Genomic DNA, 22054 nt, shown 5'->3' on the forward strand with positions numbered 1-22054 from the left:
CCTCATTTTAAACTGTACAAACCGCCAAACGTCTTCGCGTAATCTTCAAACTCCTGCACTGCACGATCTCTCGTCTCAGTGCTGATGAGCCGTTCCTTTAATTCTTCTATCTTTTTGACGAGCGCACTTCCCACTACGACACCGTCACAGATTTCATTCATCTTGACCACCTGCTCGCGGCTGGAAATACCAAACCCTACAGCAACCGGCACAGAACTGAGATTCTTCACTGTCCGGATAAATGGATAAGCTGATGAATTGAACTCATTTCGGACACCGGTCACACCTAACGAAGATACACAGTAGACGAAGCCCTCGGCTTGTTCAATAATCGTTTTCAAACGGCTTTCGCTTGTCGGTGCAACTAAAGAAATATACGTTACCTCATGGGTTTTGCATTCCGCTTGAAGGCTGGCGCTCTCTTCTAAAGGCAGGTCCGGAACAAGCAGGCCGTCTATATGATTTTCCCGCAGTAAAGCGAAAAAGTATTCTTTGTTCAATTGTAACACAGGATTATAATACGTAAAGAGGATAATGGGAATATTGACGCCATTTTTTTTCATTTCTCCGCCTAATTCAATCGCTTTTACAATATTCATCCCGTTCTCAAGCGCCCGTTTTGAAGCCCGCTGAATCACCGGACCGTCTGCCAGCGGATCTGAATATGCTACACCGATCTCAAGTGCCGTGGCACCCGCTTTTTGAAGAGACTTAGCCAGTTCGACTGAAACTTCCGGCAACGGATCACCCGCTGTAATAAACGGGATAAACAACTTTCCCGACTGCTGCAGGTCTACTTTAAACATGCGCTTTCACCTCATCTTCCAATACGTTCATTAATGTGTTGACATCCTTGTCTCCTCTTCCTGATAAACAGACAAGGATAGTTTGATCCCGCCCCATCTCTTTTGCGATTTTAAATGCCTTCGCTAATGCATGAGCAGATTCGATCGCTGGTAAAATCCCTTCTTTTTCTGACAATAGTTTTAACGCATCTACTGCTTCTTCATCAGTTATGCTATCGTATGTGACACGGCCGCTTTTATGCAAATAAGCGTGCTCCGGACCAATTCCCGGATAGTCAAGTCCTGCTGAAATTGAATAAGGCTCAATAATTTGACCGTACTCGTCTTGAATGAGGTAAGTGAGCGAACCGTGAATCACACCGACAGTTCCTTTCGTAATGGTAGCGGCATGAAGCGGGGTGTCAATTCCTTTTCCTGCCGCTTCAGCACCGATCAGTTCAACATCTTCGTCTAAAAATGCCTGAAACATGCCTATCGCATTACTTCCGCCGCCTACGCAGGCAACGACTTTATCAGGCAGTGTTCCCTCAATGTCCTTCAGCTGATCCTTCGCTTCCTCTCCGATCATTTTTTGAAATTCCCGGACAATTTGCGGGTAAGGGTGCGGTCCGACGACCGATCCAATCATGTAAAAATGATCCTCACAATGCTGAACCCAATAGCGGATAGCCTCATTTGTCGCATCCTTCAGTGTCCCGTTTCCGCTTGTGACCGGCACAACCTCTGCTCCAAGAAGCTTCATTCGGAATACGTTCAGAGACTGGCGGGCGACATCCTCTTCACCCATAAATACAATGCAGGAAAAACCAAACTTTGCAGCAACCGTGGCGGCGGCTACTCCATGCTGTCCGGCACCTGTTTCTGCAATGATTTTCGTTTTGCCCATTTTTTTTGCAAGCAATACCTGGCCTAAAGCATTGTTGATTTTATGGGAACCTGTATGGTTTAAATCTTCTCTTTTCAAATAAATTTTAGCGCCGCCTAAATGCTCTGTGACTCGATCGGCATATGTTAATGCGGTCGGCCTGCCGGAATATTCAGCTAACAGCTTATGATATTCTCCCCTAAAAACAGGATCATCCTTTATTTCCTTAAATGCTGTTTCAATTTCTTCTAACGGCTGCATAAGAGTTTCCGGAACAAATTTCCCGCCAAAATCGCCGTATCTGCCTATTTTATTCGGATATGGATACATATCGGTTCATCCTTTCTTCTAAGAGCCTAATCAGTTTGACATCTTTTTGCCCGTTCTTTTCTATTCCGCTGGCAAGATCGACTCCGCCCGGTCTCCATTTCAATAAGTCTGCGATTGTGTCGGGATTCACACCGCCTGCGATGAAACACCGTTTCCCCGTTTGTTCAGCTTTCTGCTGATATTCAGGCACACACTCCCAAGCAAAAGCCACTCCAGTCCCGCCTCTTGCCCCTTTTACAGATGAGTCAATCACAAAACCGTCTACAGAATCGTTAAAGCGGTCCAAGTTCTGAATTACTGTGCTGTTATGATGGAGCGCCTTCCATATTTCACAATTTGTCAGCAGACGGAGGACTTCAGCATCCTTTGGAGTCTCATCACCATGAAGCTGGATGACGTCAAGCTGCAAATCGCCTGCTATACGGGCAATCGTTCCCAGCGATTCATTCACAAAAACGCCTGCAATCTGTTTTTTGGTGCGAACTTGGCTCAGCCACTTTTTCACATCTGCCGGAGATACTTTTCGTTTACTGTCAGCAAAAATAAAACCCAGATAATCTGCCTGTGAATCCGCTGCAAGCCGCAGGTCCTGCAGTGACCGTATACCGCAATACTTTAATGCCGGTTTTTTCACAACCTCACTCCCCATACAAAGCATGGATTGCTTTTTGCTGTGAATGCTGTCTCATCAATGACTCTCCGATTAGAACAGCTTGTGCTCCATGTTCTTTGACAAATGTTAAATGTTCTAAAGAACCAATGCCGCTTTCACTGACAAGCAAGCATTCTTTCGGAACTAGGGATGCAATCTGTTTCGTCTGTTCAAGCGAAGTTTCAAACGTTTTTAAGTTTCGATTATTAATACCGAGAATATCAGGGGTGAATACCTTCACTATTTGTTCAAGCGTCGTTTGATCATGAACCTCCACTAACACGTCCATTTCCTTTTCCCCTGCTTCGAGATACAACTCGTGAAGCTGTACAGGATCAAGCACCTCTCCGATTAACAATATGGCATCTGCTCCAATTCTCTTTGATTCCTCCACTTGAATAGAATCGATAATAAAATCTTTTCTCAGCACCGGAATCGAAACAGCACGCTTTACGTCTGATAAATAACTGTTTTTCCCTTGGAAAAACGGAAAGTCAGTTAAAACAGAAAGCGCGTCTGCCTGCGCAGCTTCATAGTCTTTTGCAATCCGCTCCGGAACAAAATCTTCTTTAATGAGTCCTTTTGACGGCGACGCTTTTTTGACTTCGGCAATCAATCCGATAAAACGGTTCGGGTTAGCCAGCGCCTCTTTAAAAGACCGTTTTTCAAAAGGCTGCTCTTCTGGCAGGATGAGAGTTTTGACTTCTTCTTTTTTTTGATTGATTATGTTTTCAAGCATAGATCTCTCCCTCTTTCTGTTTCAGTCTATCAAGCTGCGCTGCGGCACCTCCGCTTGCAATCGTTTCTAACGCAAGCTCCGTTCCTTCTTTCAGTGTTTCGGCAATACCCGCCGTGTATATCGCAGCGCCGGCATTAAAGGCTGTAATATATAAAGCTGATCGGCTGCTTTTATTTTCAAAAATATTCTGAATCAGATGAGCGCTTTCTGTCGGTGACTGCACCTGTATATCTTCAAGTCTGCCATTTTTGAAGCCGAAGTCTTCGGGTGAAACAGTATATTCCCGGCGCTCTCCATCCTTTATTTCAATCACATCGGTCGGTGATGTAACCGAAAGCTCATCTAAACCGTCACGGCTTGCTGCGAATAGTACATGCTTCGGCTGGAACATTTCCAGTGCGCTTGCCATCAATCCCGCTTTTTCAGCAGAATAGACACCGATCACCTGACGCTTCGCCTGCAAAGGATTGCTGAGCGGTCCGAGCAAATTAAAAATCGTTCTGAATCCGAGCTCTTTTCTTGTGCCCGCCACATGTTTCATGGACGAATGATAAAGCGGCGCAAACAGAAATCCCATGTTATTTGTTTCAATGCTGATTCTGACTTCTTCAGGTGTGGTTTGGATTGGTATCCCAAGCTCTTCTAGAACATCGGCGCTTCCGCTTTTAGAGGATACGGAGCGATTGCCGTGCTTAGCAATTTTAGCTCCTGCTGCTGAAGCAACGATTGCCGATGCCGTTGAAATATTAAAGGTAGAGATGCCGTCACCGCCTGTACCGCATGTGTCAACCACATCATGAAGTCCGTCTACCGTAAGGGCATGTGTCCGCATGGCCTTCACAAAGCCCGCCAGCTCTTCTGCAGTTTCGCCCCGATGAGCCAGGATTGACAATATACCGCCCATTTCAGAAGGAGTCATTTCTGCTGTCATCATCATATTCATAAGCGCTTCCGCTTCAACAGCAGTAAGTGTCTTACCATCAACGCACGTTTGCAGAAATTGGTTCATCGGCTTCATCCCCCTTGCTACGAAACATGTCTTCAGCAATATGAATGGTTTTCAGCAGTGCGCCCGCTTTGTTGCAGCTTTCTTCATATTCGGCTTCCGGCACAGAATCAGCAACAATACCTGCTCCAGCCTGTATCGATGCAACACCGTTTTTTACGCTCATGGTGCGGATCGTAATACAGGAGTCGATATTCCCGTCAAATCCGATGTAGGCGATGCAGCCGCCGTATGTCTCTCTCGGTGTCGGCTCCAATTCATTTAAAAGCTGCATGGCGCGGATTTTTGGGGCCCCGGTTAAAGTTCCCGCAGGAAAAGCCGACATTAGCGCATCAACAGGGTGAACTCCCTCTTTCAACCTCCCTGTGACGACTGAAATGATGTGCATAACATGTGAAAATGAGACGATCTTTGTGAACTCCGGCACAGCAACCGATCCATACTCTGCCACTCTGCCGATATCGTTTCGAGCTAGATCAACGAGCATATAATGCTCCGCTTTTTCTTTTTCATCTTTCATCAGATCAATTTTGAGTTTTTCATCTTCCTCTTTGTCTGCGCCTCTTTTTCTTGTTCCGGCAATCGGATGGATTTCCAAATGCCCGTCTTGAACGTGGATTAACCGTTCCGGAGAGCTGCCGACAATCTCTCTGTCCGGGAGTTTTATATAATACATATACGGCGAAGGATTGACGATTCGCAGCACTCTGTACAATTCGAAGGAATCTGCTGTTATCGGAATCTCAAATTTTTGTGACAGGACACCTTGAAAGATGTCGCCTGCTTTTATATATTCTTTGATCTTTTCTACATCTGCCATAAACGCTGATTTTTCGTAATTTGAAGATACTGAATCGAAACCTGGTGTCTTATATGACTCAGATGAAAGAAACAGTTCTTTTATGTTTTTTTGATCCATCATCTTATCAATGAGGCCTTGTAGCTCTCGGTGATTTTTATTGAACACAGCAATTTTTTCAGCTTCAGTTTCTTGTCCATTCAATCTAGCATACTGAATAAAGTGGACGTTTTTTGTTTCATGATCATAAGCAATTAATGTGCTGCAAACAAACAGCATACACTTTTCAAATTCCGTTTCCTTCCTGTGGCGAGGAACAGAAGGTTCAATCATCGGGATCATGTCATAGCTTAAATACCCGACAGCTCCGCCTACAAAGGGAATGGCAAGCTCTGGCGTTTTGATTTTGTATGCTGCATTCATCCAATCCAGAACCTCTTTTAATTCTTTTCCAGTGTAAAGGGATCGTCCATTCTCATCTTGAGCAGTAAAATCATTTTGCTGTTCTTTGATCGTGAGAAATGGCTGAAGGCCGATGAACGAATATCTGGACCAATTTGATGTGTCATCCTTGCTTTCAAGAAGGTAAGTGATCTTCCTGTCCAGCTGCTCGATCATTTGGATAGGTGTCAGTGTGTCAACTGTGAATGTCTCCACAATCGGTATGGTGCGGTAGGACATACTGTCCTCTAAAAATGCAGAAATGTTTGATTGGAAATTCATTGCTCTCACTCCTTTTGGCAAGGAGAATGAGAAGAAGGCATGAGAGGGAAAATCAAGATATAACAAAATAAACCCAAAAGAAAGGCTTCTTTTGGGTAGAATAAACATACATGTCTCAGCTCAACTACACTCATTCTCTGCTACCCTATTCTCTAACTCAACTCATTCACTAAGCTTTATACACACTCTTGTGTATTTCTAAGCTGTTCTAATCGTATTACAATTCATTATTTTTTGTCAATGATAAATCGGGTCTTAATACAACCGCTTTTTCTAAATAGACATGTCTGATTTGATTCTGAGGAACTTCAGTCTGAACAGTCATCATGACCCTTATACATTTTTTCAGACCGCCTGTAACATCCATTTCCTGCATACATGTCACCGGCACATACTGCCAGCCAGAAAGCTCACGGACAGCTTTTGCCGGGAAAACAGAGTGCAGGTCAGGCGTCGCCGATAGAAGCATTTGAACAACATCTTCCGGCTTTGTTTTGTTTTCTTCTATCATTTTTTCTAACAGCTGTTTGGTTTTTTGTAAAATCTCTTCTTCAGTATCCTTTTCTACTGTAGTTGCTCCGCGAATTCCACGAATCATCATGATGTCTCCTCCATTCGCCATTTGTTCAGCCAGCTCTCAAGTTCATCTCTTGAAAACGTATGGTCGGCGACTTTTCCTAATTCTTTGAGAACGATGAATTGAATCATACCGCCGCGGGTTTTTTTATCATTCATCATACGGTCTAAAAGCACGGAAGTTGCCGTTTCTTTTTTAATGCGGCTTGGATAGCCTAGGTTCTTAAGCCAGCTGACTAATCGATTTCTGTCCATTTCACAGCCGGCTTCCTGTTCACTTATATATAAAGCAAACTGCATACCGAGTGCTACCGCATCACCGTGGGTGATCTGTCCGTAGCCATACTCCGCCTCAACTGCGTGGCCTAGCGTATGCCCAAAGTTAAGATAGGCTCTGATTCCTTCTTCCTTTTCATCCTGATGAACGACAGACGCTTTAATCGAAATACCTTTAAAAATCATGTCATTCAGCTGCTCACTGGTGATATCGTTCAATGAGTGAATGTCCAGCAGGTCTTTCAGGAATTCTCTGTCATAAATAAAAGCATGCTTAATCACTTCTGCCATCCCGGACCGAAGCTCTTTTTCCGGTAGGGAACGGAGAAAGTCCGTATCGTAAAGCACGGCTTTGGGCTGATAAAATGCGCCGATCAGATTTTTTCCAAGCGGATGATTCACCGCTACTTTTCCTCCGACCGCGCTGTCATGCGCCAAAAGCGTTGTAGGCATTTGAATGAAATCAATGCCGCGCATAAAAGTAGCAGCCACAAATCCAGCAAGATCTCCTACAACACCGCCTCCAAAAGCGATGATGCATGAGGAGCGATCCATATGAAATCGAATCGCTTCACTCTGCAGCTTCGTGTACATATCCATTGATTTCGCCTGCTCTCCGCTCGGCACCGTCACTTTTTTCACAGGCCATTTTTCTTCCAGCAGGTGAAGCATTTCATCACCGTACAGGCGATCCACTTCTTCATCGGTAACAAGCATAATGCGTGTTAATGGCCTGTTTAGCGAGGTTAATAGTTCACAAGCCTTTTTTCTGATTCCTTGTCCGATAAATACAGGATACGAAGAGGAAGCGGTTTGAACATGCAGTGTTCTCATTAAAATTCCCTCGACAGTTTTCTCATATTCTCCACGTTTTCTCTAATGCGGTCAATTTGGTCTAAGCCGAATTGTTCAACAACAGCGTTCGCAATTTCCCATGCAACAGCAGCTTCCGCCACTACACTTGCTGCTGGCACTGCGCAGCTGTCTGAACGTTCAATGCTGGCAGAAAACGGTTCTTTCGTTTCAATATCCACACTTTTCAGCGGTTTATATAATGTCGGAATCGGCTTCATGACTCCGCGGACAACGATTGGCATTCCTGTCGTCATGCCGCCTTCCAATCCGCCAAGTCTGTTCGTAGCACGCGTATATCCTTTTTCTTCGTCCCAAATGATTTCGTCATGAACCTCGCTGCCGTTTCTCCCGGCCGCTTCAAAACCGATGCCGAATTCCACACCTTTAAATGCATTAATAGACAGTACTGCCGCAGCAAGCTTGCTGTCCAGTTTACGGTCATAATGAACGTAGCTGCCCACGCCCACCGGCATTCCTTCAACAATCACTTCCACAATTCCGCCGATGGAATCTCCGTTTGCCTTCGCTTCGTCAATGGCATCCATCATTTTTTTGCCTGCTTCTTCATCGTAGCATCTGACCGGAGACTCTTCAGTCACACGCTTCAAGTCATTAATTGAAGTATAATCCGTTTTTTCAGCCTTAACTGCCCCGATCTGTAATACGTGGCCCGCTACCTTAATGCCAAGCTCAGAAAGGATCTTTTTAGCGACAGCGCCTGCCGCCACTCTTACGGTCGTTTCACGTGCTGAAGAGCGCTCAAGCACATTTCTCATATCGCGGTGGTTATATTTAATCGCACCGTTTAAATCTGCGTGTCCCGGTCTCGGTCTGGAAATTTGGCGTTTCATTTCCTTTTCTTCTTCTTCAGTAATCGGAGCCGCACCCATAATTTTAGTCCAGTGTTTCCAATCGTTATTTTCTACGACAAGAGCGATTGGTGAACCGAGAGTGCGGGCATGGCGCACCCCGCTCATAATTTTCGCCTGATCCTTTTCGATCTGCATGCGGCGCCCGCGGCCATGGCCTTTCTGGCGTCTGCCAAGCTCAAAGTTGATATCTTCCTCAGTTATGTAAAGCCCCGCAGGCACACCTTCAATAATGGTTGTCAATTGGGGGCCGTGTGATTCACCGGCTGTTAAATATCTCATGACTTCTTCTCCCTTCATCACATTAACGCTTTTAAGTAAAACTACTATAACATATTTTTCAGCAAAAAGTCAGTCTATCTTTTTTGATAAAAGAATGTATCCGCAGGAGAAAGGCCGAATTTCTCCGGATTGAAGATCTGCTCTGTGCTGCCGACAAAGAGAACCCCATTCTTTTTTAAGCTATGAGCCATTTTTAAGTACAGCTCTTCCTTTGCGTTTTCTGTAAAATAAATAAAAACATTGCGGCACACAATCAAATCAAAGTCTTGCTCGTAGCGATCCGCAAGCAGATTATGTTTTTGAAACCTAATGTTCTTCTTTATGCCATGTTTCACTTCATAGCTCTTATCAGCGTTTTGAGTAAAATAACGATCCTTCACAGAAGACGGCACTTCTTGCAAAGACCGCTCCTGATACACGCCTTTTTTCGCTTTTTCCAGTGCCTTATCATCTATATCAGTCGCCAAAATCTGATAGCCTGGGAGCCCTTTCTGCTGATCTAAAATCATTGCGAGCGTATAAGGCTCCTCCCCTGTAGAGCATGCCGCGCTCCATATTTTTAAAGGATTTGAATGTTTGATTAAAGGCAAAATAGCTGTTTCAAGAACTTCCCATCTTTTATAATTTCGATAAAATTCTGAAACATTAATCGTCATTCTGTCCAATGTTTCATTTAAAAGCGTCTGATCCTTTTCTAGTGCCGCTGCAAAATCCTTAAAGCTTTGAAAACCTTTTTTCTCATAAAGAGATGTCAGCCTTCTCTTCATTTGCGCTTCTTTGTATAAAGTTAAATCAACTCCGGTTAATTGCTTCCATTTGGTTGTAAATACGCTGTATGTATCCATCTCTTCTCTCCCAGTCTCGCTGTCTTTTGTCCTAGTATAGCTTGTTTTATCAGGAAATTGTATTGTTTCAAATAAAAAAATCAGCTTTTCAGCTGATTTCAGATGATTGGTAAAGACAGTGGTGGATCCCCTGCCGTTTTAGCCATATATTCAAGTCAATGTAAACCTTTACAAAAAAGCCGGAACCGGCGGAGTGCAGATGCCGGCTCTTCTCTCGGCTTTTTCAGCAATGATTAATAGATCCAGCCTGTCATGAGTTGTTGATATGATACTAACTCTTCATCCTTAAAGAAAATATGAATCTCACGCTCAGCGCTTTCCAGAGAATCAGAGCCGTGGATAATATTTTTTCCGACAAACATGCCGAAATCCCCGCGAATGGTGCCTGGCAATGCTTCTTTAGGGTTTGTTTTTCCAATCAGCTGCCTAGTCACTTCAACGACATTTTCGCCTTCCCACACCATCGCAAAAACTGGTCCGGAAGTAATAAACTCAACAAGTTCTCCAAAGAAAGGCTTTCCTTGATGTTCGGCATAGTGTTTCTCAGCCATTTGTTCAGTTACTCTCATCAGCTTTGCGCCAGCTAATTGTAAGCCCTTACGTTCGAATCTAGATAAAATTTCCCCGATCAGCTGCCGTTGGACACCGTCCGGTTTCACCATGATAAAAGTCTTTTCCATCACATTCTCCACCCCATCATATGTATGTATAGGCTTTCACATTGCACACCGAAATCGTAACATCTTTCAGATAATTAATCAATCCGGGGCGGAGAAATTTCTTAATATATACAAAAAATTAAAATTTTCTTTTGCCGATATATTTTGCGATGGCTGCAAGAGAAGAACGCGCACGCCCTCTCGGAAGCGTGTTAAGTTTTTGGAAAGCTTTTTGCAGATACATCTCGCTCACTGCCATCGATGCTTCAATTGCATCTGTCTTTTTGATTTCTTCAATAATGGGCGCAAGCTGTTCTTGTGTCGTCTCGCTGTTAATTAATTTAAGCTGATTCTTTAAAGCTGGATTTTTTAATGCATATAGGACAGGCAATGTAACATTTCCTTGAAGCAAATCGCCTCCAACCGGTTTACCCAGTTCTTCTTCAGTTGAAGTAAAATCAAGAATATCATCAATGATTTGATAAGACATGCCGACATAATATCCAAACCAGTAGAGCGCCTTATGAATCTTTTCTTCAGCTCCGGAAGCAATAGCCCCCAGCTGGCAGCTGACAGCGATAAGAAGCGCCGTTTTTCTCTTTATGCGCCGCAGGTACGTTCTGAGATTCTGTTCCATGTTGTATTTGTCTTTGATTTGTTCAATCTCTCCAAGACACACTTCAACAATGGTCTGTGACAAGATCCGATGAGCTTTCGGTTCATTAATTCTCGTCATCATTTCAAGAGATCCGGCAAGCATATAATCGCCTGTATACATCGCAATTCGGTTATCCCATTTGGCTTTGATCGTCGGCTTTCCCCGGCGAAGCTCCGCATCGTCAATGACATCATCATGAACCAACGATGCCATATGAATCATTTCCAGAGTGACAGCGACATATTTAATCTTATTGATATCGTAATCGCCAAACATGCCGGAAAGCAGAACGAAGACAGGCCGAATCCGTTTGCCTCCTGCCTGCAAAAGATGAAGACCCGCCTCGCTCAAAAGCGGATAATCGGAGCGTACGGTTTGTTCAAGCTCCCTTTCAATTACATCAATATCGTCATTTAAAAAAGAGTAGGCCATTTTAAATTTCATATCATTCACCCAAACATCTGTGTTTTCATTTCCATCCGATATGCGTGGCAGCAACTCCGCCAGTAAACGAATGATATTTGACATTTTTCAGACCCGCCTCTTCAAACAGGCCTGCCAGTTCCTTCATACCAGGGAATTCTCTGGCTGACTCTTGGAGCCACGAGTATTCTTTATAGCTTTTCGCAAACAGCTTCCCGAAAAACGGCATAATATACTTAAAGTACATAAAATAAGCCTGTCTAAATCCAAACATTTCAGGCTGTGAGGTTTCCAGGCATACTACTTGTCCGCCAGGCTTCACCACACGTCTCATTTCTTTCAGTACGGTCAAATAATCCGGCACATTACGCAGTCCGAAGCCAATTGTTACAAAATCAAATGTATTATCATCAAAAGGGAGCTCCATTGCATTTCCGTGCAGCAGTTCGATTTGACTGAAACCGCCGTCTTTTACTTTCTGTTTGCCGACGCTCAGCATGTTTTCGCTGAAATCCAAACCCTTTATTTCACCGGTTTTACCGGCTGCTTTTGCAAGAGCAATCGTCCAGTCAGCTGTTCCGCAGCAAACATCAAGAGCTTTGGCGCCTTCTTTTACACCCATGATGCGCATCGTTTTATCACGCCATTTTTTGTGCTGCTGAAAACTGATGACAGAGTTCATTTGGTCGTAGTTTTTATATATTTTTTCAAATACTCCGTGTACGCGCTGTTCTTTTGAGTCCTGCATAATGGTTACCCTTCTTCCACTTTCTGATGATAAGTTTGGTCTTGGCTGATTGTCTTCAGGCGGTTTAATAAAATTTGCTGAATAGGTGAGCTTAGAGGCAGAAGTGACTCAATGCTGTTCTTTGCTTTCTTAAAACACTCTTCCAGCATCTCTTCTTTTGTTTTCCCCAGCTGTATAACACTGCCGATCACATCTAAAAATGTATCATTTCCGGTCATAAGCCGCTTATATACAAAAAAATCACTCGATAGCTTCTTCCAGCGCGGGAGATTGAAATGTTCAGACACCCGATGGAATAGAGCTGATTCAACGATGCCGACACTTTCGAAAAAATGGTGTTCGTCCTTTACAGATCGGTCATACAGACGAATTTTATGTTCATTGATTTCTTTAATTGCTGTAGCGAGCGTTCTAATCATGTAGATATCCTTCATTTCAGATAGTAATGAATAGTACAGTCCGCTGAAATAATCGCCTGCAAGAACAGTCAATTGACGGTTCTTGTTTTCGTCTCGTTTTATGACTCTGGCTGTCGTTACTTCATCATGGGTATCAAGGGCGCTTTGTACAAGCATCGCTGTTACAATATAATTTTCTCTGTCATTGTTTTTTATGTCGGCTTCCTCAAATAATGCATGAAAAAGAAGAAGCTTATCCTCATCGATCTTAGGCGCAGAAATATGCTTCGCTAAATAAGGATGAGACAGCTTTTGTTTTATTTTCGTGTTCAGATTGGCTAAAGTTCCGTAGATGTCTTGCAAAAATATCACCCTTGTCCCCAAATTCACATTTATTTCTAAATCATATGTATGAGTTTTATTTTGTCATAAGATTACGCAGGTATCATTATAGCATAAAAAAAACAAATTGGCTGTATCCTCCCGCTGTTTGCGAGCATTTGCTTTAAAACAGCGGGGACAGCCAGCTTATTTTTTTTCGCTTTTCATTTCTCCGTATGCGGTTTGAATGAGCGCCTCTCCTCTGACTTTAATGGCAGAAGTATGCTCTGTAAACTGAGCAATGATCACTTCTCCCTTGTCGAGTTTTTCGGAATGGTGAAACTTTGTGTCCGTTCCCCTTGTCAGGCCGATCACATTCACTCCATCCTCAATTGCTTTAATGACAACAAAATCGCTTGAATGCTTTTCGTTCATTTATAGCACCCTCTATCTTTATTAGTCCTGGCGTTTAATATGTTCCAATACTTCTGAACGTGCAGCAGCATCATCTTTGAAAATGCCTCTGACAGCTGAAGTGACTGTTTTGGCGCCCGGCTTTCTTACGCCCCGCATTGTCATGCACATATGCTCTGCTTCAACAACAACCATTACGCCATGCGGATCAAGCGTTTCTACGATGCTTTCTGCAATTGTAGAAGTGATGCGCTCCTGAAGCTGCGGACGCTTTGCAACTGCCTCAACAGCACGCGCCAATTTGCTGAGCCCTGTGACTTTTCCGCCCCGCGGTATATATGCAACATGTGCTTTTCCGTAAAAAGGAACAAGGTGATGCTCACACATAGAATGAAACGCGATATCTTTTACTAGAACAAGCTCCTCATGGTCTTCACCGAAGATAGTCTGGAAATGTTCTTTTGGATCTTCATTCAAGCCGGAGAATACTTCGGCATACATCTTTGCGACTCGTTTCGGAGTATCAAGAAGCCCTTCTCTGTTTGGGTCCTCTCCGATCGCTTCTAAAATTTGACGAACAGCTTGTTCGATTTGTTCTTTATTAACTTCTTTCATGTTCTGTGTCCTCCACCAATGAATACATTTAATTTCGATTCTAGCACACATGCCCCGCTAAAAGCAAAGTGAATGCACACGCTCCTAAAAAAATGAAAAGCCCCTTAAGAAGGGGCTTTTCTGTGAAGAAATAAAGTGTATGTAATCTAGATGCATACACGATCTATATTCACAATTATTTTCCGGCAACTGCGTCTTTAAGCGCTTTACCTGGTTTGAAAGCAGGTACTTTGCTTGCTGGAATTTCGATTTCTTCACCTGTTTGAGGGTTGCGTCCTTTACGTGCAGAACGTTCACGCACCTCGAAGTTACCAAAACCGATCAGTTGGATTTTATCACCGTTTTTAAGTGCATCTAAGATCGTATCAAAAACAGAGTCAACTGCTTTTGTCGCGTCTTTTTTAGACAATTCGCTTGCTTCCGCAACCGCATTAATAAGTTCTGTTTTGTTCATGCCTTTCACCTCCTCCCAAAAGGAATAAGCTCAGTTCGTTTATTATCATTTCTTCACAGTTCAGTCTGATTCTAAACCTGCCTGAGAAAAAAATCAGACAAGCAAGAGAAAGACAATTAAACGGCTTTTAAGAAAAACTGCACTCCAAGGAATGTTTGTCCATCAGAGTGAAGAATTTCTGTATGTAGAGTAACACATATAAAAAGCCATATCAAGCATTTTAAAGCGTCAATCCCTTGCTCGTCAAGGATTTAACGTGATTTATCGAACAAATATTCCTTTTTTTCCTTTTTTCATCCTATTCCTTGATCCTTTTCCAATATTAAGAGCAAAGAAAAAAGACCTCCTATTCTATAAAGAGGTCTCCCCGCATTACAGGATAATGGCGATTAAGCCGCCTGATCCTTCGTTTATGATTCTTTCTAATGTTTCTTTTAATTTATATCGTGCGTTTTCAGGCATCAGTGACAGCTTAGCCTGAATCCCTTCTCTCACGATAGAGCTGAGCGATCTTCCAAAAATGTCAGAGTTCCAAATTGAAAGCGGATCATCCTCAAAGTCCTGCATTAAGTAACGCACCAGTTCCTCGCTTTGTTTTTCAGTTCCGATAATCGGCGCAAATTCGCTTTCGACATCCACTTTGATCATATGGATTGACGGTGCGACAGCTTTCAATCTTACGCCGAATCTGGAGCCTTGCCGTATAATTTCCGGCTCATCCAGACTCATGTCAGTTAAAGCAGGCGCTGCAATGCCGTATCCCGTCTGTTTGACCATTTTTAAAGCGTCGGACACCTGGTCATATTCCGTTTTCGCATGGGCAAAATCCTGCATCAGCTCTAGTAGGTGGTCTCTGCCCCTGATTTCAACGCCTACCACTTCTTTTAGGATTTGATCATATAAATGGTCGGGCGCATACAAATCAATTTCTGCAACCCCTTGGCCGAGCTCAATCCCGGCTAATCCGGCACTTTCAATAAACTCAAACTCACTGAATTGACCGACAACCCTGTCGACATCACGGAGGCGTTTAATATCCTTAACAGTTTCCTTCACTGATTCCTGATAGCTCTCGCGCAGCCAATGGTTTTCTTTCAGCACCATGACCCAGCTTGGAAGATTTACATTTACTTCAAGCACAGGAAACTCATAAAGAGCCTCTCTGAGAACATTCAGTACATCGTTTTCCCGCATACTTTCTACGCTCATTGCCAAAACAGGGATATCGTATTTCTCGCTTAAATCCTGGCGCATCGCCTCTGTCTCCGGGTGATAAGGTTTTACTGAGTTAATGACCATAATAAAGGGTTTTCCGACTTCTTTCAGCTCTTCAATGACTCTTTCTTCTGCCTCTATATAGTCACTTCTGGCGATATCACCAATCGTGCCGTCTGTCGTAATAACCACTCCGATGGTCGAATGTTCTTGAATCACCTTCCGCGTTCCGATTTCAGCAGCCTCATGAAATGGGATCGGTTCTTCGTACCAAGGTGTATTAATCATCCGCGGGCCGTTTTCATCCTCGTATCCTTTTGCACCCGGCACTGTGTAGCCTACACAATCTACTAATCTTATATTGACATCGAGTCCGTCTGATACATGAACAGACATCGCCTGATTCGGAACAAATTTAGGCTCTGTAGTCATAATCGTTTTTCCGGCTGCGCTTTGTGGCAGTTCATCCTGCGCACGTGCCCGGTCTGCTTCATTACTGATATTCGGGAGCACCACAAGCTCCATAAATTTCTTAATAAACGTAGATTTCCCTGTACGGACAGCACCAACGACTCCTAAGTATATATCGCCTCCTGTTCGTTCAGCGATATCCTTGAAAATATCGACCTTTTCCAAGTGATCCCCTCCCGGACTTCCTATCCTTATCAATTTTATTAACCTTTTTCAATCAAACACAGGACACTATATGTGTATGACGTTGTCCTATTTCAATATGACATCTTTAGAAAATTTTCTATCCTTAATCTATTAAAGTATAAAAAAACCTTTCTCCCTATTTGTATGCAAGGGAGAAAGGTTCATTCCTTTTTTATATCATTTTCTAAAAAAACAGGTTCTTGTTTGTCATTAACGGTATATTTCACTGAAAATGCGGGGACGAAAGGCGTCTCTTCCCATATTATGCCCTGTATTTCCGTGCCGGGTTTAAAAGTTTTTTTGCTTTTTTTGAGACAGGAAACGAGCTCTGTCCTATAGTCGGCATAAATTTCTCCGTCTCCGTCAATCATAAGCGGCAGGGAGTTTCCTGAGATTGGGCTTGTGACTGAAAGAGAGTCAGCCTCCCCTAGTTTTTTCCCATCAAGCGTAAACAAGTCACGCGCTAATACATCCTGATATGGCGGATATTTATGTTCTTGGCGGTACATTTGAACGCGTAATTTGATATCACGTATTTTTTCTGCCATCTTTACATCAATCAGTTTAACAGTCGGATTATTCTCTACATCGACAAGCACGTATTGATAGTCTCCGCCGCTTTCATATGCCGTGCTTGGAGGTTCAGCCATATATCTCGGCGCTAAACGGTTAAAATCTATCGGATATTTTTGATAAAGCGGTGTTGACATATCTTTTGTTTGAATCGGAAGCAGTCCTCCGTTTGCCTTTTGAAATTCATCAACGGCTGATTGAACCAGCTTTAATTGGTCCTGATACGGAGTGGCTTGTACACTGCTTTTCCGCTCATGTGGATATAAACATCCAGATAAGAAAATCACTGCTACAAAAATCATAGCGCACTTCAGTTTACCCATACAGCACTTCCTTTTACAGCTTTATTCATTAACAGGGCCGCTGAATACCACCACAAATACAATAATTCCTGAAATCAATACACACATGTAAGCAAACGATGAAACCGCAATCTTCAGAAAACGGTTTCGGCATTTAAAACGGCTTAAATAGATGCATGCTACGGCCAGAAACATCAGCCCCATGGAACCAAGGGCAAACCACATTTTGATCAATGCCAGACTCAAATGACCCGCGCCCCCTCCGACATTTGTTTTGTAAGCGTTACATTTTATTTTAATATACAGCGCTTGAAAAGATCAACCAGATTTTCCATCCTTTGATAGAATAAAAAAACTGAAGCAAAGAGGGGGACTTTGCTTCAGTCAAATTGACTATATTCACCTACGTTTAAGAAACACTCTCTTGGACTTCGATGCTATAGTATGCGACTTTGCATACAGATGCATCCTCTCTTGCCTAAATCGGCAAAATGTTTCAGGAGATCCCAAGGCCTGGGTATTCTTCTGTGTTTCGGGCTTTCGTGCAATTAGAATATGCGGATTTCTATTCCGTTGACACTTTTATTTAACTTGGTTATCAAATGTATTCACCAAGTCCTCCATCTCGTGGGTTTTCCCTCTCGCCATTAAGGATTCAACAGCGGTTTCTACCTTTTGTCCATTAAACAGAACTTGATGAAGGGCTTCTGTAATCGGCATTTGCACCTGATATTTTTCTGAAAGCTGGTAAGCCGCTTTTGTCGTGCGCACTCCCTCAACGACCATTCCCATTTCTTCGAGAACGTCCTCAAGCTTGTACCCTTTTCCGAGTAAATTGCCGGCACGCCAGTTTCTGGAGTGAACACTTGTGCACGTAACAATCAGGTCTCCGACACCTGTCAATCCGGAAAACGTTAGCGGATTCCCGCCCATTTTTGTGCCGAGTCTCGCAATTTCAGCAAGACCCCGCGTAATCAAAGCAGCTTTGGCATTATCGCCGTATCCTAAGCCGTCTGTGATGCCAGCAGCAAGGGCGATAATATTTTTCAGAGCGCCTCCGATTTCTACACCGATAACGTCAGGATTTGTGTACACCCGAAAATTGTGGTTTATAAACAGATCCTGCACCTCTTCTGCCGCCTGCATGCTCTTTGAAGAGGAAGTGACGGTTGTCGGATGCCGGAGTCCTACTTCTTCAGCATGGCTCGGCCCGGAGAGCACGACAATGTCCTTTCTGACATCACTCGGGAGCTCAAATTCCATAATTTCAGAAATACGCAGGAGCGAATCCGGCTCTATCCCCTTACTCACATGAACAAAAACTGCTTTTTTCGTCATAAAAGGCACTGCCTGTCTCAACACTTCCCGAATCGCTTTGGTCGGAACAGCAACTATGATGAAATCTGCGTCTGACACAGCCTCCCCGATTTCCGTTGTTGCTCGAATCGATTCAGGGAGCTTGACATCAGGCAAATAATCCTTATTTTCGTGCAGATCATTTATTTGTTGGATCAGCTCCGCACGATGCCCCCACATTCTCACATCATGGTTGTTATCGGCTAATACTAAAGCCAGTGCCGTTCCCCAGCTTCCGGCTCCAAGCATTGTGACTCTTTTCATATTTGCTTCACACCTTTTTATTTTCTAGCTCTTGCAAATATTTTGATTGGTGTCCCCTCAAAACCGAACGCGTCCCTGATTCGGTTTTCTAAAAATCGTTCGTATGAAAAATGCATCAGTTCCGGATCGTTTACAAACACAACAAAACTCGGCGGCTTCACCGCAACTTGAGTCGCATAATAAATTTTCAAGCGCGACCCGTTATGAGTCGGTGTCGGATTCATTGCCACAGCATCCATAATGATGTCATTTAAAACATTCGTCTGGACACGAAGTGAGTGATTTTCACTTGCTTTAATGATTGCAGGCATGAGCGTATGAATCCGTTTTGTCGTTAATGCTGACATGAACAGAATCGGTGCATAGTCAAGAAATTGAAAATGGTCGCGGATATTTTGTTCAAATTCTTTCATCGTGCTTTCATCTTTGTCAACAGCATCCCATTTATTCACTACAATCACGACAGCCTTGCCTGCTTCATGTGCATAACCCGCGATTCGCTTGTCCTGTTCGATAATGCCTTCCTCGCCGTCAAGCACCACCGCAACAACTTCAGAGCGGTCAATGGCTTTCAGCGCCCGCAGCACGCTGTACTTTTCAGTCGTTTCATACACTTTACCTTTTTTTCTCATGCCGGCAGTGTCTACAATGACAAAATCCTGCTGGTTATAAGTAAAAGTTGTATCAACGGCATCTCTTGTTGTTCCCGCCACATTACTCACAATGACACGATCTTCGCCAAGTATCGCGTTTACCAGAGAAGACTTTCCTACATTCGGGCGTCCGATCAGGCAAAATTGAACGACTTCATCATCGTATTTTGTTTCAGGGATATTTTTAAAATGCTCCGCTGCGGCATCCAGTAAATCTCCGAGTCCCAGCCCGTGTGTTCCTGAAACCGGATACGGTTCACCAAAGCCCAGCGAATAAAAATCATAAATATTCGCTCTCATTTCTGTGTTATCCAGTTTATTTACCGCTAAAACAACAGGCTTTTTCGTGCGGTACAAAATTTTCGCTACTTCTTCATCAGCAGCAGTCACACCTTCACGGCCATTCACCATAAAAATAATGACATCCGCTTCATCCATGGCGATTTCGGCCTGCTCGCGTATCTGTGTTAGAAACGGCTCATCACCGATATCAATACCGCCCGTATCAATCAAATTAAAATCATAATTCAGCCATTCAGCCGAGCTGTATATCCGATCCCTTGTCACACCAGGGGTATCTTCTACTATTGAAATTCTTTCACCCGCAATCCGGTTAAAGATTGTGGATTTTCCTACATTCGGTCTCCCGACAATGGCTACGACAGGTTTACCCATAGTACCCTTCCTTTCGATCCAGCCGCTTTCATTTTTACATAAATTCTCAACCGGTTATTTAAATCATCTCATTCACTTTTATGAAAAGAAACCCTTCAGAGGAAGGGCTTAACTCATTTATTATATCAGTTTTTACTGGGATCACAACTATTCTTAAAAATGTTTCACGATCAAATAGACATCTTCCCCAATTCTATGGGCAATTCCGTCAAGGATCGCCTCAAGGTTTTTAGCGAAAAGCTCCATCTCTTTTTGGTCATTACAAAAAAAGATGGGTGTCCCTCCTGAAGCACGGTTCCGGTTTGTCGTGATAACAGACAAAATCACTTTCGTCAGCGATTCACTCATCCTATCACCTTATCCTGTTTTTTGATAAATTCCGTAGGCATTCTGATTGCGTTTTCCAAGGTCGGAACATTACTGATAATCTGAACAGCTGTTTCCGGGTGATGAATTTGCGGCAGGACAAAAACGCCCACTCTTCCGTCATTAAGATCCCTTTTCGCGATTGGCGTCAGGGACGGCTCTCCTGAGTCCCGATACACCCCCAGCACATTGGAGACATCAAATAAAATGGCCTGACGCTGACCCAGGTTGGCAATGGTTGCAGCTGAATTAAAATTTTTAGGAGTTAAAATAAACCCCATGCCATGCTTTAAAATCAGCTCCTGTTTCTCCGGAAGTCCGATGTTCATCATATAAATATTATCTACAAACAGACCCGGCCCTTCGAAGTGAGGCTCTATGTACTCAATATCCACAATATCTTTCAATACACTGCCGGACATAAATTTCATTGCTAACAAAAAACAAACAACAGCGGTGATGACAGCAGCCCAGATAGAGAAAAACACGTACGCCGATGTTGTCAAAAGAGCAGTAAAAATTACGATATAATTTCTGCTTTCAAACGCAATGGCGATTCCTTCAATGTAAGTGCTTCCTCTTGAGACAAGTTCGTACGAATCCATTTGTGTCAGCGTATTCCGCTCCATATTTCTGACATCTCTGAATTGAGTGGCTGCAAGTGTCAAAAACGTGATGGCCGTAAACTCCTCCTGTAATAGCGCAGGCATAATAATTGCCCCTAACCCTGCCGCAATAAGCCCAAGCGCAATATGAATGACTTTTCCGTGAATATAGGTCGGATACTGACGATAATCTGTTTTCAGCATATACAGCCTTGTGGCGACTCCTGCTACGACCCCCGCAATAATCGGATAGATGTAATCACTCATGACATTTTAGTAGCTCCTTTGTTTGATCTTTTACCTCTCTGGCCAATTTGACTGGCGAGCTGTTCATATTTTGATATGCCAAACAGCAATATCGTTCCCGCAGAGCACGCGTTAAGCCATTGAAAACCTCCGACAGCCGTATGCCCTGCCAATTGTTGAATGACAAAAGAATACACCAATTCGCCTTGGCACATTCCTAGAACATATAAGGCAAGCTGCATCTGAAAATCCCTTTCAACAGAAGCAGTCAACAGCACACATAATACAACGGCGGTCCACTCAGGTTTTATGATGAACCAAACCGGATCATATAATGCAAAAAGATAAACAAACGCATACCCGGAAACAAGCGTCAGGTGCACCATGATATAGCGAAATTGTTTATACATCCCTAAATATCCGGCATAGACGCACCCGCAAACGAGAAACATCACGTACGCCGCATTCAGAGAAAAATATAAAGTAAAGTGATGTATGCTTAAGATGATATTAGTCAAAATAAATACTGAGACGGCAAAGCGCCTTTTCGTTTTTCCAAGAATAAAGGTTGTCAGCACCCACAAAAACCACATTGACCAATAATAATAAAATTGTTCCATATCGCTTCCTCCATACTCCCAGTATGGAGTCTAAACACTTTTTTTAAACAAACCGCTTCACGTAAAGGAGAATGATCATGGGAAAAGACAGACAGGAGAAAAAACTCAAGGCTTCGGGCAGAGTGGAATCAGACCGGGACCAATCGATTCACTATGACGGAGCCACCAGCCTTGAACAAAACGGCAAATTTAAAAAGCGTAAATCATAA

The 22054-nt window shown here is 43.3% G+C and carries 26 protein-coding genes; 1 reads left to right on the forward strand and 25 read right to left on the reverse strand.

The genetic code is table 11. The annotated features are described in order from the left end of the window. Nucleotides 1–2: 2 nt before the first annotated feature. The 25 genes from trpA to NYE43_RS11405 all read right to left on the reverse strand — a co-directional run bounded on the left by trpA (nucleotide 3) and on the right by NYE43_RS11405 (nucleotide 21845). Entirely contained in the window at nucleotides 3–806 is an 804-nt protein-coding gene (gene trpA, locus NYE43_RS11285; RefSeq protein ID WP_024121857.1) for a tryptophan synthase subunit alpha, read from the reverse strand. After that, nucleotides 799–2001 carry a tryptophan synthase subunit beta gene (trpB, locus tag NYE43_RS11290; RefSeq protein WP_341061921.1) on the reverse strand — a complete coding sequence of 401 codons (1203 nt, stop codon included), beginning with the start codon at nucleotides 1999–2001 and terminating at the stop codon, nucleotides 799–801. Before trpB ends, trpA begins: the two co-directional genes overlap by 8 nt. After that, the gene (locus tag NYE43_RS11295) at nucleotides 1982–2635 is read right to left on the reverse strand and encodes a phosphoribosylanthranilate isomerase (protein WP_341061923.1); all 654 of its coding nucleotides are present in this window, start codon (nucleotides 2633–2635) and stop codon (nucleotides 1982–1984) included. The genes trpB and NYE43_RS11295 overlap by 20 nt, the downstream gene beginning before the upstream one ends. A gap of 4 nt (nucleotides 2636–2639) precedes the next feature. Next, the gene (gene trpC / locus NYE43_RS11300) at nucleotides 2640–3392 is read right to left on the reverse strand and encodes an indole-3-glycerol phosphate synthase TrpC (protein ID WP_095713181.1); all 753 of its coding nucleotides are present in this window, start codon (nucleotides 3390–3392) and stop codon (nucleotides 2640–2642) included. Next, the gene (trpD, locus tag NYE43_RS11305) at nucleotides 3385–4401 is read right to left on the reverse strand and encodes an anthranilate phosphoribosyltransferase (protein WP_127696822.1); all 1017 of its coding nucleotides are present in this window, start codon (nucleotides 4399–4401) and stop codon (nucleotides 3385–3387) included. The genes trpC and trpD overlap by 8 nt, the downstream gene beginning before the upstream one ends. Next, nucleotides 4373–5920 carry an anthranilate synthase component I gene (trpE, locus tag NYE43_RS11310; RefSeq protein WP_341061927.1) on the reverse strand — a complete coding sequence of 516 codons (1548 nt, stop codon included), beginning with the start codon at nucleotides 5918–5920 and terminating at the stop codon, nucleotides 4373–4375. Before trpE ends, trpD begins: the two co-directional genes overlap by 29 nt. A 217-nt stretch (nucleotides 5921–6137) precedes the next feature. Then, entirely contained in the window at nucleotides 6138–6521 is a 384-nt protein-coding gene (aroH, locus tag NYE43_RS11315; protein WP_095713184.1) for a chorismate mutase, read from the reverse strand. Next, entirely contained in the window at nucleotides 6518–7606 is a 1089-nt protein-coding gene (gene aroB, locus NYE43_RS11320) for a 3-dehydroquinate synthase (protein WP_101860363.1), read from the reverse strand. Before aroB ends, aroH begins: the two co-directional genes overlap by 4 nt. Further along, a complete protein-coding gene (gene aroC, locus NYE43_RS11325; RefSeq protein ID WP_229042760.1) occupies nucleotides 7606–8778 on the reverse strand; it encodes a chorismate synthase in 1173 nt (390 codons plus the stop codon). Before aroC ends, aroB begins: the two co-directional genes overlap by 1 nt. Nucleotides 8779–8852: 74 nt before the next feature. Further along, the gene (gene cheR / locus NYE43_RS11330) at nucleotides 8853–9623 is read right to left on the reverse strand and encodes a protein-glutamate O-methyltransferase CheR (protein WP_341061934.1); all 771 of its coding nucleotides are present in this window, start codon (nucleotides 9621–9623) and stop codon (nucleotides 8853–8855) included. A gap of 233 nt (nucleotides 9624–9856) precedes the next feature. Further along, the gene (ndk, locus tag NYE43_RS11335; protein WP_168748134.1) at nucleotides 9857–10306 is read right to left on the reverse strand and encodes a nucleoside-diphosphate kinase; all 450 of its coding nucleotides are present in this window, start codon (nucleotides 10304–10306) and stop codon (nucleotides 9857–9859) included. A gap of 115 nt (nucleotides 10307–10421) precedes the next feature. Next, the gene (gene hepT, locus NYE43_RS11340) at nucleotides 10422–11384 is read right to left on the reverse strand and encodes a heptaprenyl diphosphate synthase component II (protein WP_024121868.1); all 963 of its coding nucleotides are present in this window, start codon (nucleotides 11382–11384) and stop codon (nucleotides 10422–10424) included. A 25-nt stretch (nucleotides 11385–11409) separates the two neighbouring features. Beyond that, nucleotides 11410–12111 carry a demethylmenaquinone methyltransferase gene (gene menG / locus NYE43_RS11345; protein ID WP_024121869.1) on the reverse strand — a complete coding sequence of 234 codons (702 nt, stop codon included), beginning with the start codon at nucleotides 12109–12111 and terminating at the stop codon, nucleotides 11410–11412. Between the two features lie 5 nt (nucleotides 12112–12116). Further along, nucleotides 12117–12872 carry a heptaprenyl diphosphate synthase component 1 gene (gene hepS / locus NYE43_RS11350; RefSeq protein ID WP_024121870.1) on the reverse strand — a complete coding sequence of 252 codons (756 nt, stop codon included), beginning with the start codon at nucleotides 12870–12872 and terminating at the stop codon, nucleotides 12117–12119. Between the two features lie 165 nt (nucleotides 12873–13037). Beyond that, on the reverse strand, nucleotides 13038–13265 hold the full coding sequence (mtrB, locus tag NYE43_RS11355; protein WP_024121871.1) for a trp RNA-binding attenuation protein MtrB: 228 nt from the start codon (nucleotides 13263–13265) through the stop codon (nucleotides 13038–13040). A 21-nt stretch (nucleotides 13266–13286) separates the two neighbouring features. Then, nucleotides 13287–13859, reverse strand: coding sequence for a GTP cyclohydrolase I FolE (gene folE / locus NYE43_RS11360; protein WP_010334745.1), 573 nt, complete (start codon nucleotides 13857–13859; stop codon nucleotides 13287–13289). Nucleotides 13860–14034: 175 nt separating this feature from the next. Next, nucleotides 14035–14313, reverse strand: coding sequence for a non-specific DNA-binding protein Hbs (gene hbs, locus NYE43_RS11365; protein WP_003153447.1), 279 nt, complete (start codon nucleotides 14311–14313; stop codon nucleotides 14035–14037). 372 nt (nucleotides 14314–14685) lie between these two features. Beyond that, a complete protein-coding gene (spoIVA, locus tag NYE43_RS11370) occupies nucleotides 14686–16164 on the reverse strand; it encodes a stage IV sporulation protein A (protein ID WP_010334746.1) in 1479 nt (492 codons plus the stop codon). Between the two features lie 182 nt (nucleotides 16165–16346). Next, a complete protein-coding gene (locus NYE43_RS11375) occupies nucleotides 16347–17081 on the reverse strand; it encodes a hypothetical protein (RefSeq protein WP_095713188.1) in 735 nt (244 codons plus the stop codon). A 21-nt stretch (nucleotides 17082–17102) separates the two neighbouring features. Beyond that, complete coding sequence (locus NYE43_RS11380) at nucleotides 17103–17306, reverse strand: DUF2768 domain-containing protein (protein ID WP_024121873.1); 204 nt, start codon at nucleotides 17304–17306, stop codon at nucleotides 17103–17105. A 336-nt stretch (nucleotides 17307–17642) separates the two neighbouring features. Further along, nucleotides 17643–18680 (reverse strand): NAD(P)H-dependent glycerol-3-phosphate dehydrogenase, encoded by a 1038-nt coding sequence (locus NYE43_RS11385; protein WP_339233231.1) that lies wholly within the window; start codon nucleotides 18678–18680, stop codon nucleotides 17643–17645. 17 nt (nucleotides 18681–18697) lie between these two features. Beyond that, nucleotides 18698–20008, reverse strand: a complete 1311-nt coding sequence (gene der, locus NYE43_RS11390; protein ID WP_010334750.1) for a ribosome biogenesis GTPase Der — start codon at nucleotides 20006–20008, stop codon at nucleotides 18698–18700. Between the two features lie 153 nt (nucleotides 20009–20161). Beyond that, complete coding sequence (locus NYE43_RS11395; RefSeq protein WP_024121875.1) at nucleotides 20162–20356, reverse strand: capping complex subunit for YIEGIA; 195 nt, start codon at nucleotides 20354–20356, stop codon at nucleotides 20162–20164. After that, complete coding sequence (locus NYE43_RS11400; RefSeq protein WP_044155014.1) at nucleotides 20353–21246, reverse strand: YIEGIA family protein; 894 nt, start codon at nucleotides 21244–21246, stop codon at nucleotides 20353–20355. The genes NYE43_RS11395 and NYE43_RS11400 overlap by 4 nt, the downstream gene beginning before the upstream one ends. Next, nucleotides 21243–21845, reverse strand: a complete 603-nt coding sequence (locus NYE43_RS11405; protein ID WP_216394054.1) for a YphA family membrane protein — start codon at nucleotides 21843–21845, stop codon at nucleotides 21243–21245. Before NYE43_RS11405 ends, NYE43_RS11400 begins: the two co-directional genes overlap by 4 nt. A 77-nt stretch (nucleotides 21846–21922) precedes the next feature. Between NYE43_RS11405 and NYE43_RS11410 the strand changes: the two genes are divergently transcribed. Then, nucleotides 21923–22054, forward strand: coding sequence for a YpzI family protein (locus NYE43_RS11410; protein ID WP_010334754.1), 132 nt, complete (start codon nucleotides 21923–21925; stop codon nucleotides 22052–22054).

The organism is Bacillus sp. FSL R5-0434, from assembly GCF_038004745.1.
Taxonomy (GTDB): Bacteria; Bacillota; Bacilli; order Bacillales; family Bacillaceae; genus Bacillus; species Bacillus halotolerans.

Coding starts and splice junctions, on each gene's coding strand:
- trpA (WP_024121857.1), bottom strand. CDS start 806: ATGTTTAAAGTAGACCTGCAGCAGTCGGGAAAGTTGTTTATCCCGTTT.
- trpB (WP_341061921.1), bottom strand. CDS start 2,001: ATGTATCCATATCCGAATAAAATAGGCAGATACGGCGATTTTGGCGGG.
- trpC (WP_095713181.1), bottom strand. CDS start 3,392: ATGCTTGAAAACATAATCAATCAAAAAAAAGAAGAAGTCAAAACTCTC.
- trpD (WP_127696822.1), bottom strand. CDS start 4,401: ATGAACCAATTTCTGCAAACGTGCGTTGATGGTAAGACACTTACTGCT.
- trpE (WP_341061927.1), bottom strand. CDS start 5,920: ATGAATTTCCAATCAAACATTTCTGCATTTTTAGAGGACAGTATGTCC.
- aroH (WP_095713184.1), bottom strand. CDS start 6,521: ATGATGATTCGTGGAATTCGCGGAGCAACTACAGTAGAAAAGGATACT.
- aroB (WP_101860363.1), bottom strand. CDS start 7,606: ATGAGAACACTGCATGTTCAAACCGCTTCCTCTTCGTATCCTGTATTT.
- aroC (WP_229042760.1), bottom strand. CDS start 8,778: ATGAGATATTTAACAGCCGGTGAATCACACGGCCCCCAATTGACAACC.
- cheR (WP_341061934.1), bottom strand. CDS start 9,623: ATGGATACATACAGCGTATTTACAACCAAATGGAAGCAATTAACCGGA.
- hepT (WP_024121868.1), bottom strand. CDS start 11,384: ATGAAATTTAAAATGGCCTACTCTTTTTTAAATGACGATATTGATGTA.
- menG (WP_024121869.1), bottom strand. CDS start 12,111: ATGCAGGACTCAAAAGAACAGCGCGTACACGGAGTATTTGAAAAAATA.
- mtrB (WP_024121871.1), bottom strand. CDS start 13,265: ATGAACGAAAAGCATTCAAGCGATTTTGTTGTCATTAAAGCAATTGAG.
- folE (WP_010334745.1), bottom strand. CDS start 13,859: ATGAAAGAAGTTAATAAAGAACAAATCGAACAAGCTGTTCGTCAAATT.
- hbs (WP_003153447.1), bottom strand. CDS start 14,313: ATGAACAAAACAGAACTTATTAATGCGGTTGCGGAAGCAAGCGAATTG.
- NYE43_RS11375 (WP_095713188.1), bottom strand. CDS start 17,081: ATGGGTAAACTGAAGTGCGCTATGATTTTTGTAGCAGTGATTTTCTTA.
- NYE43_RS11385 (WP_339233231.1), bottom strand. CDS start 18,680: ATGAAAAGAGTCACAATGCTTGGAGCCGGAAGCTGGGGAACGGCACTG.
- der (WP_010334750.1), bottom strand. CDS start 20,008: ATGGGTAAACCTGTCGTAGCCATTGTCGGGAGACCGAATGTAGGAAAA.
- NYE43_RS11395 (WP_024121875.1), bottom strand. CDS start 20,356: ATGAGTGAATCGCTGACGAAAGTGATTTTGTCTGTTATCACGACAAAC.
- NYE43_RS11400 (WP_044155014.1), bottom strand. CDS start 21,246: ATGAGTGATTACATCTATCCGATTATTGCGGGGGTCGTAGCAGGAGTC.
- NYE43_RS11405 (WP_216394054.1), bottom strand. CDS start 21,845: ATGGAACAATTTTATTATTATTGGTCAATGTGGTTTTTGTGGGTGCTG.
- NYE43_RS11410 (WP_010334754.1), top strand. CDS start 21,923: ATGGGAAAAGACAGACAGGAGAAAAAACTCAAGGCTTCGGGCAGAGTG.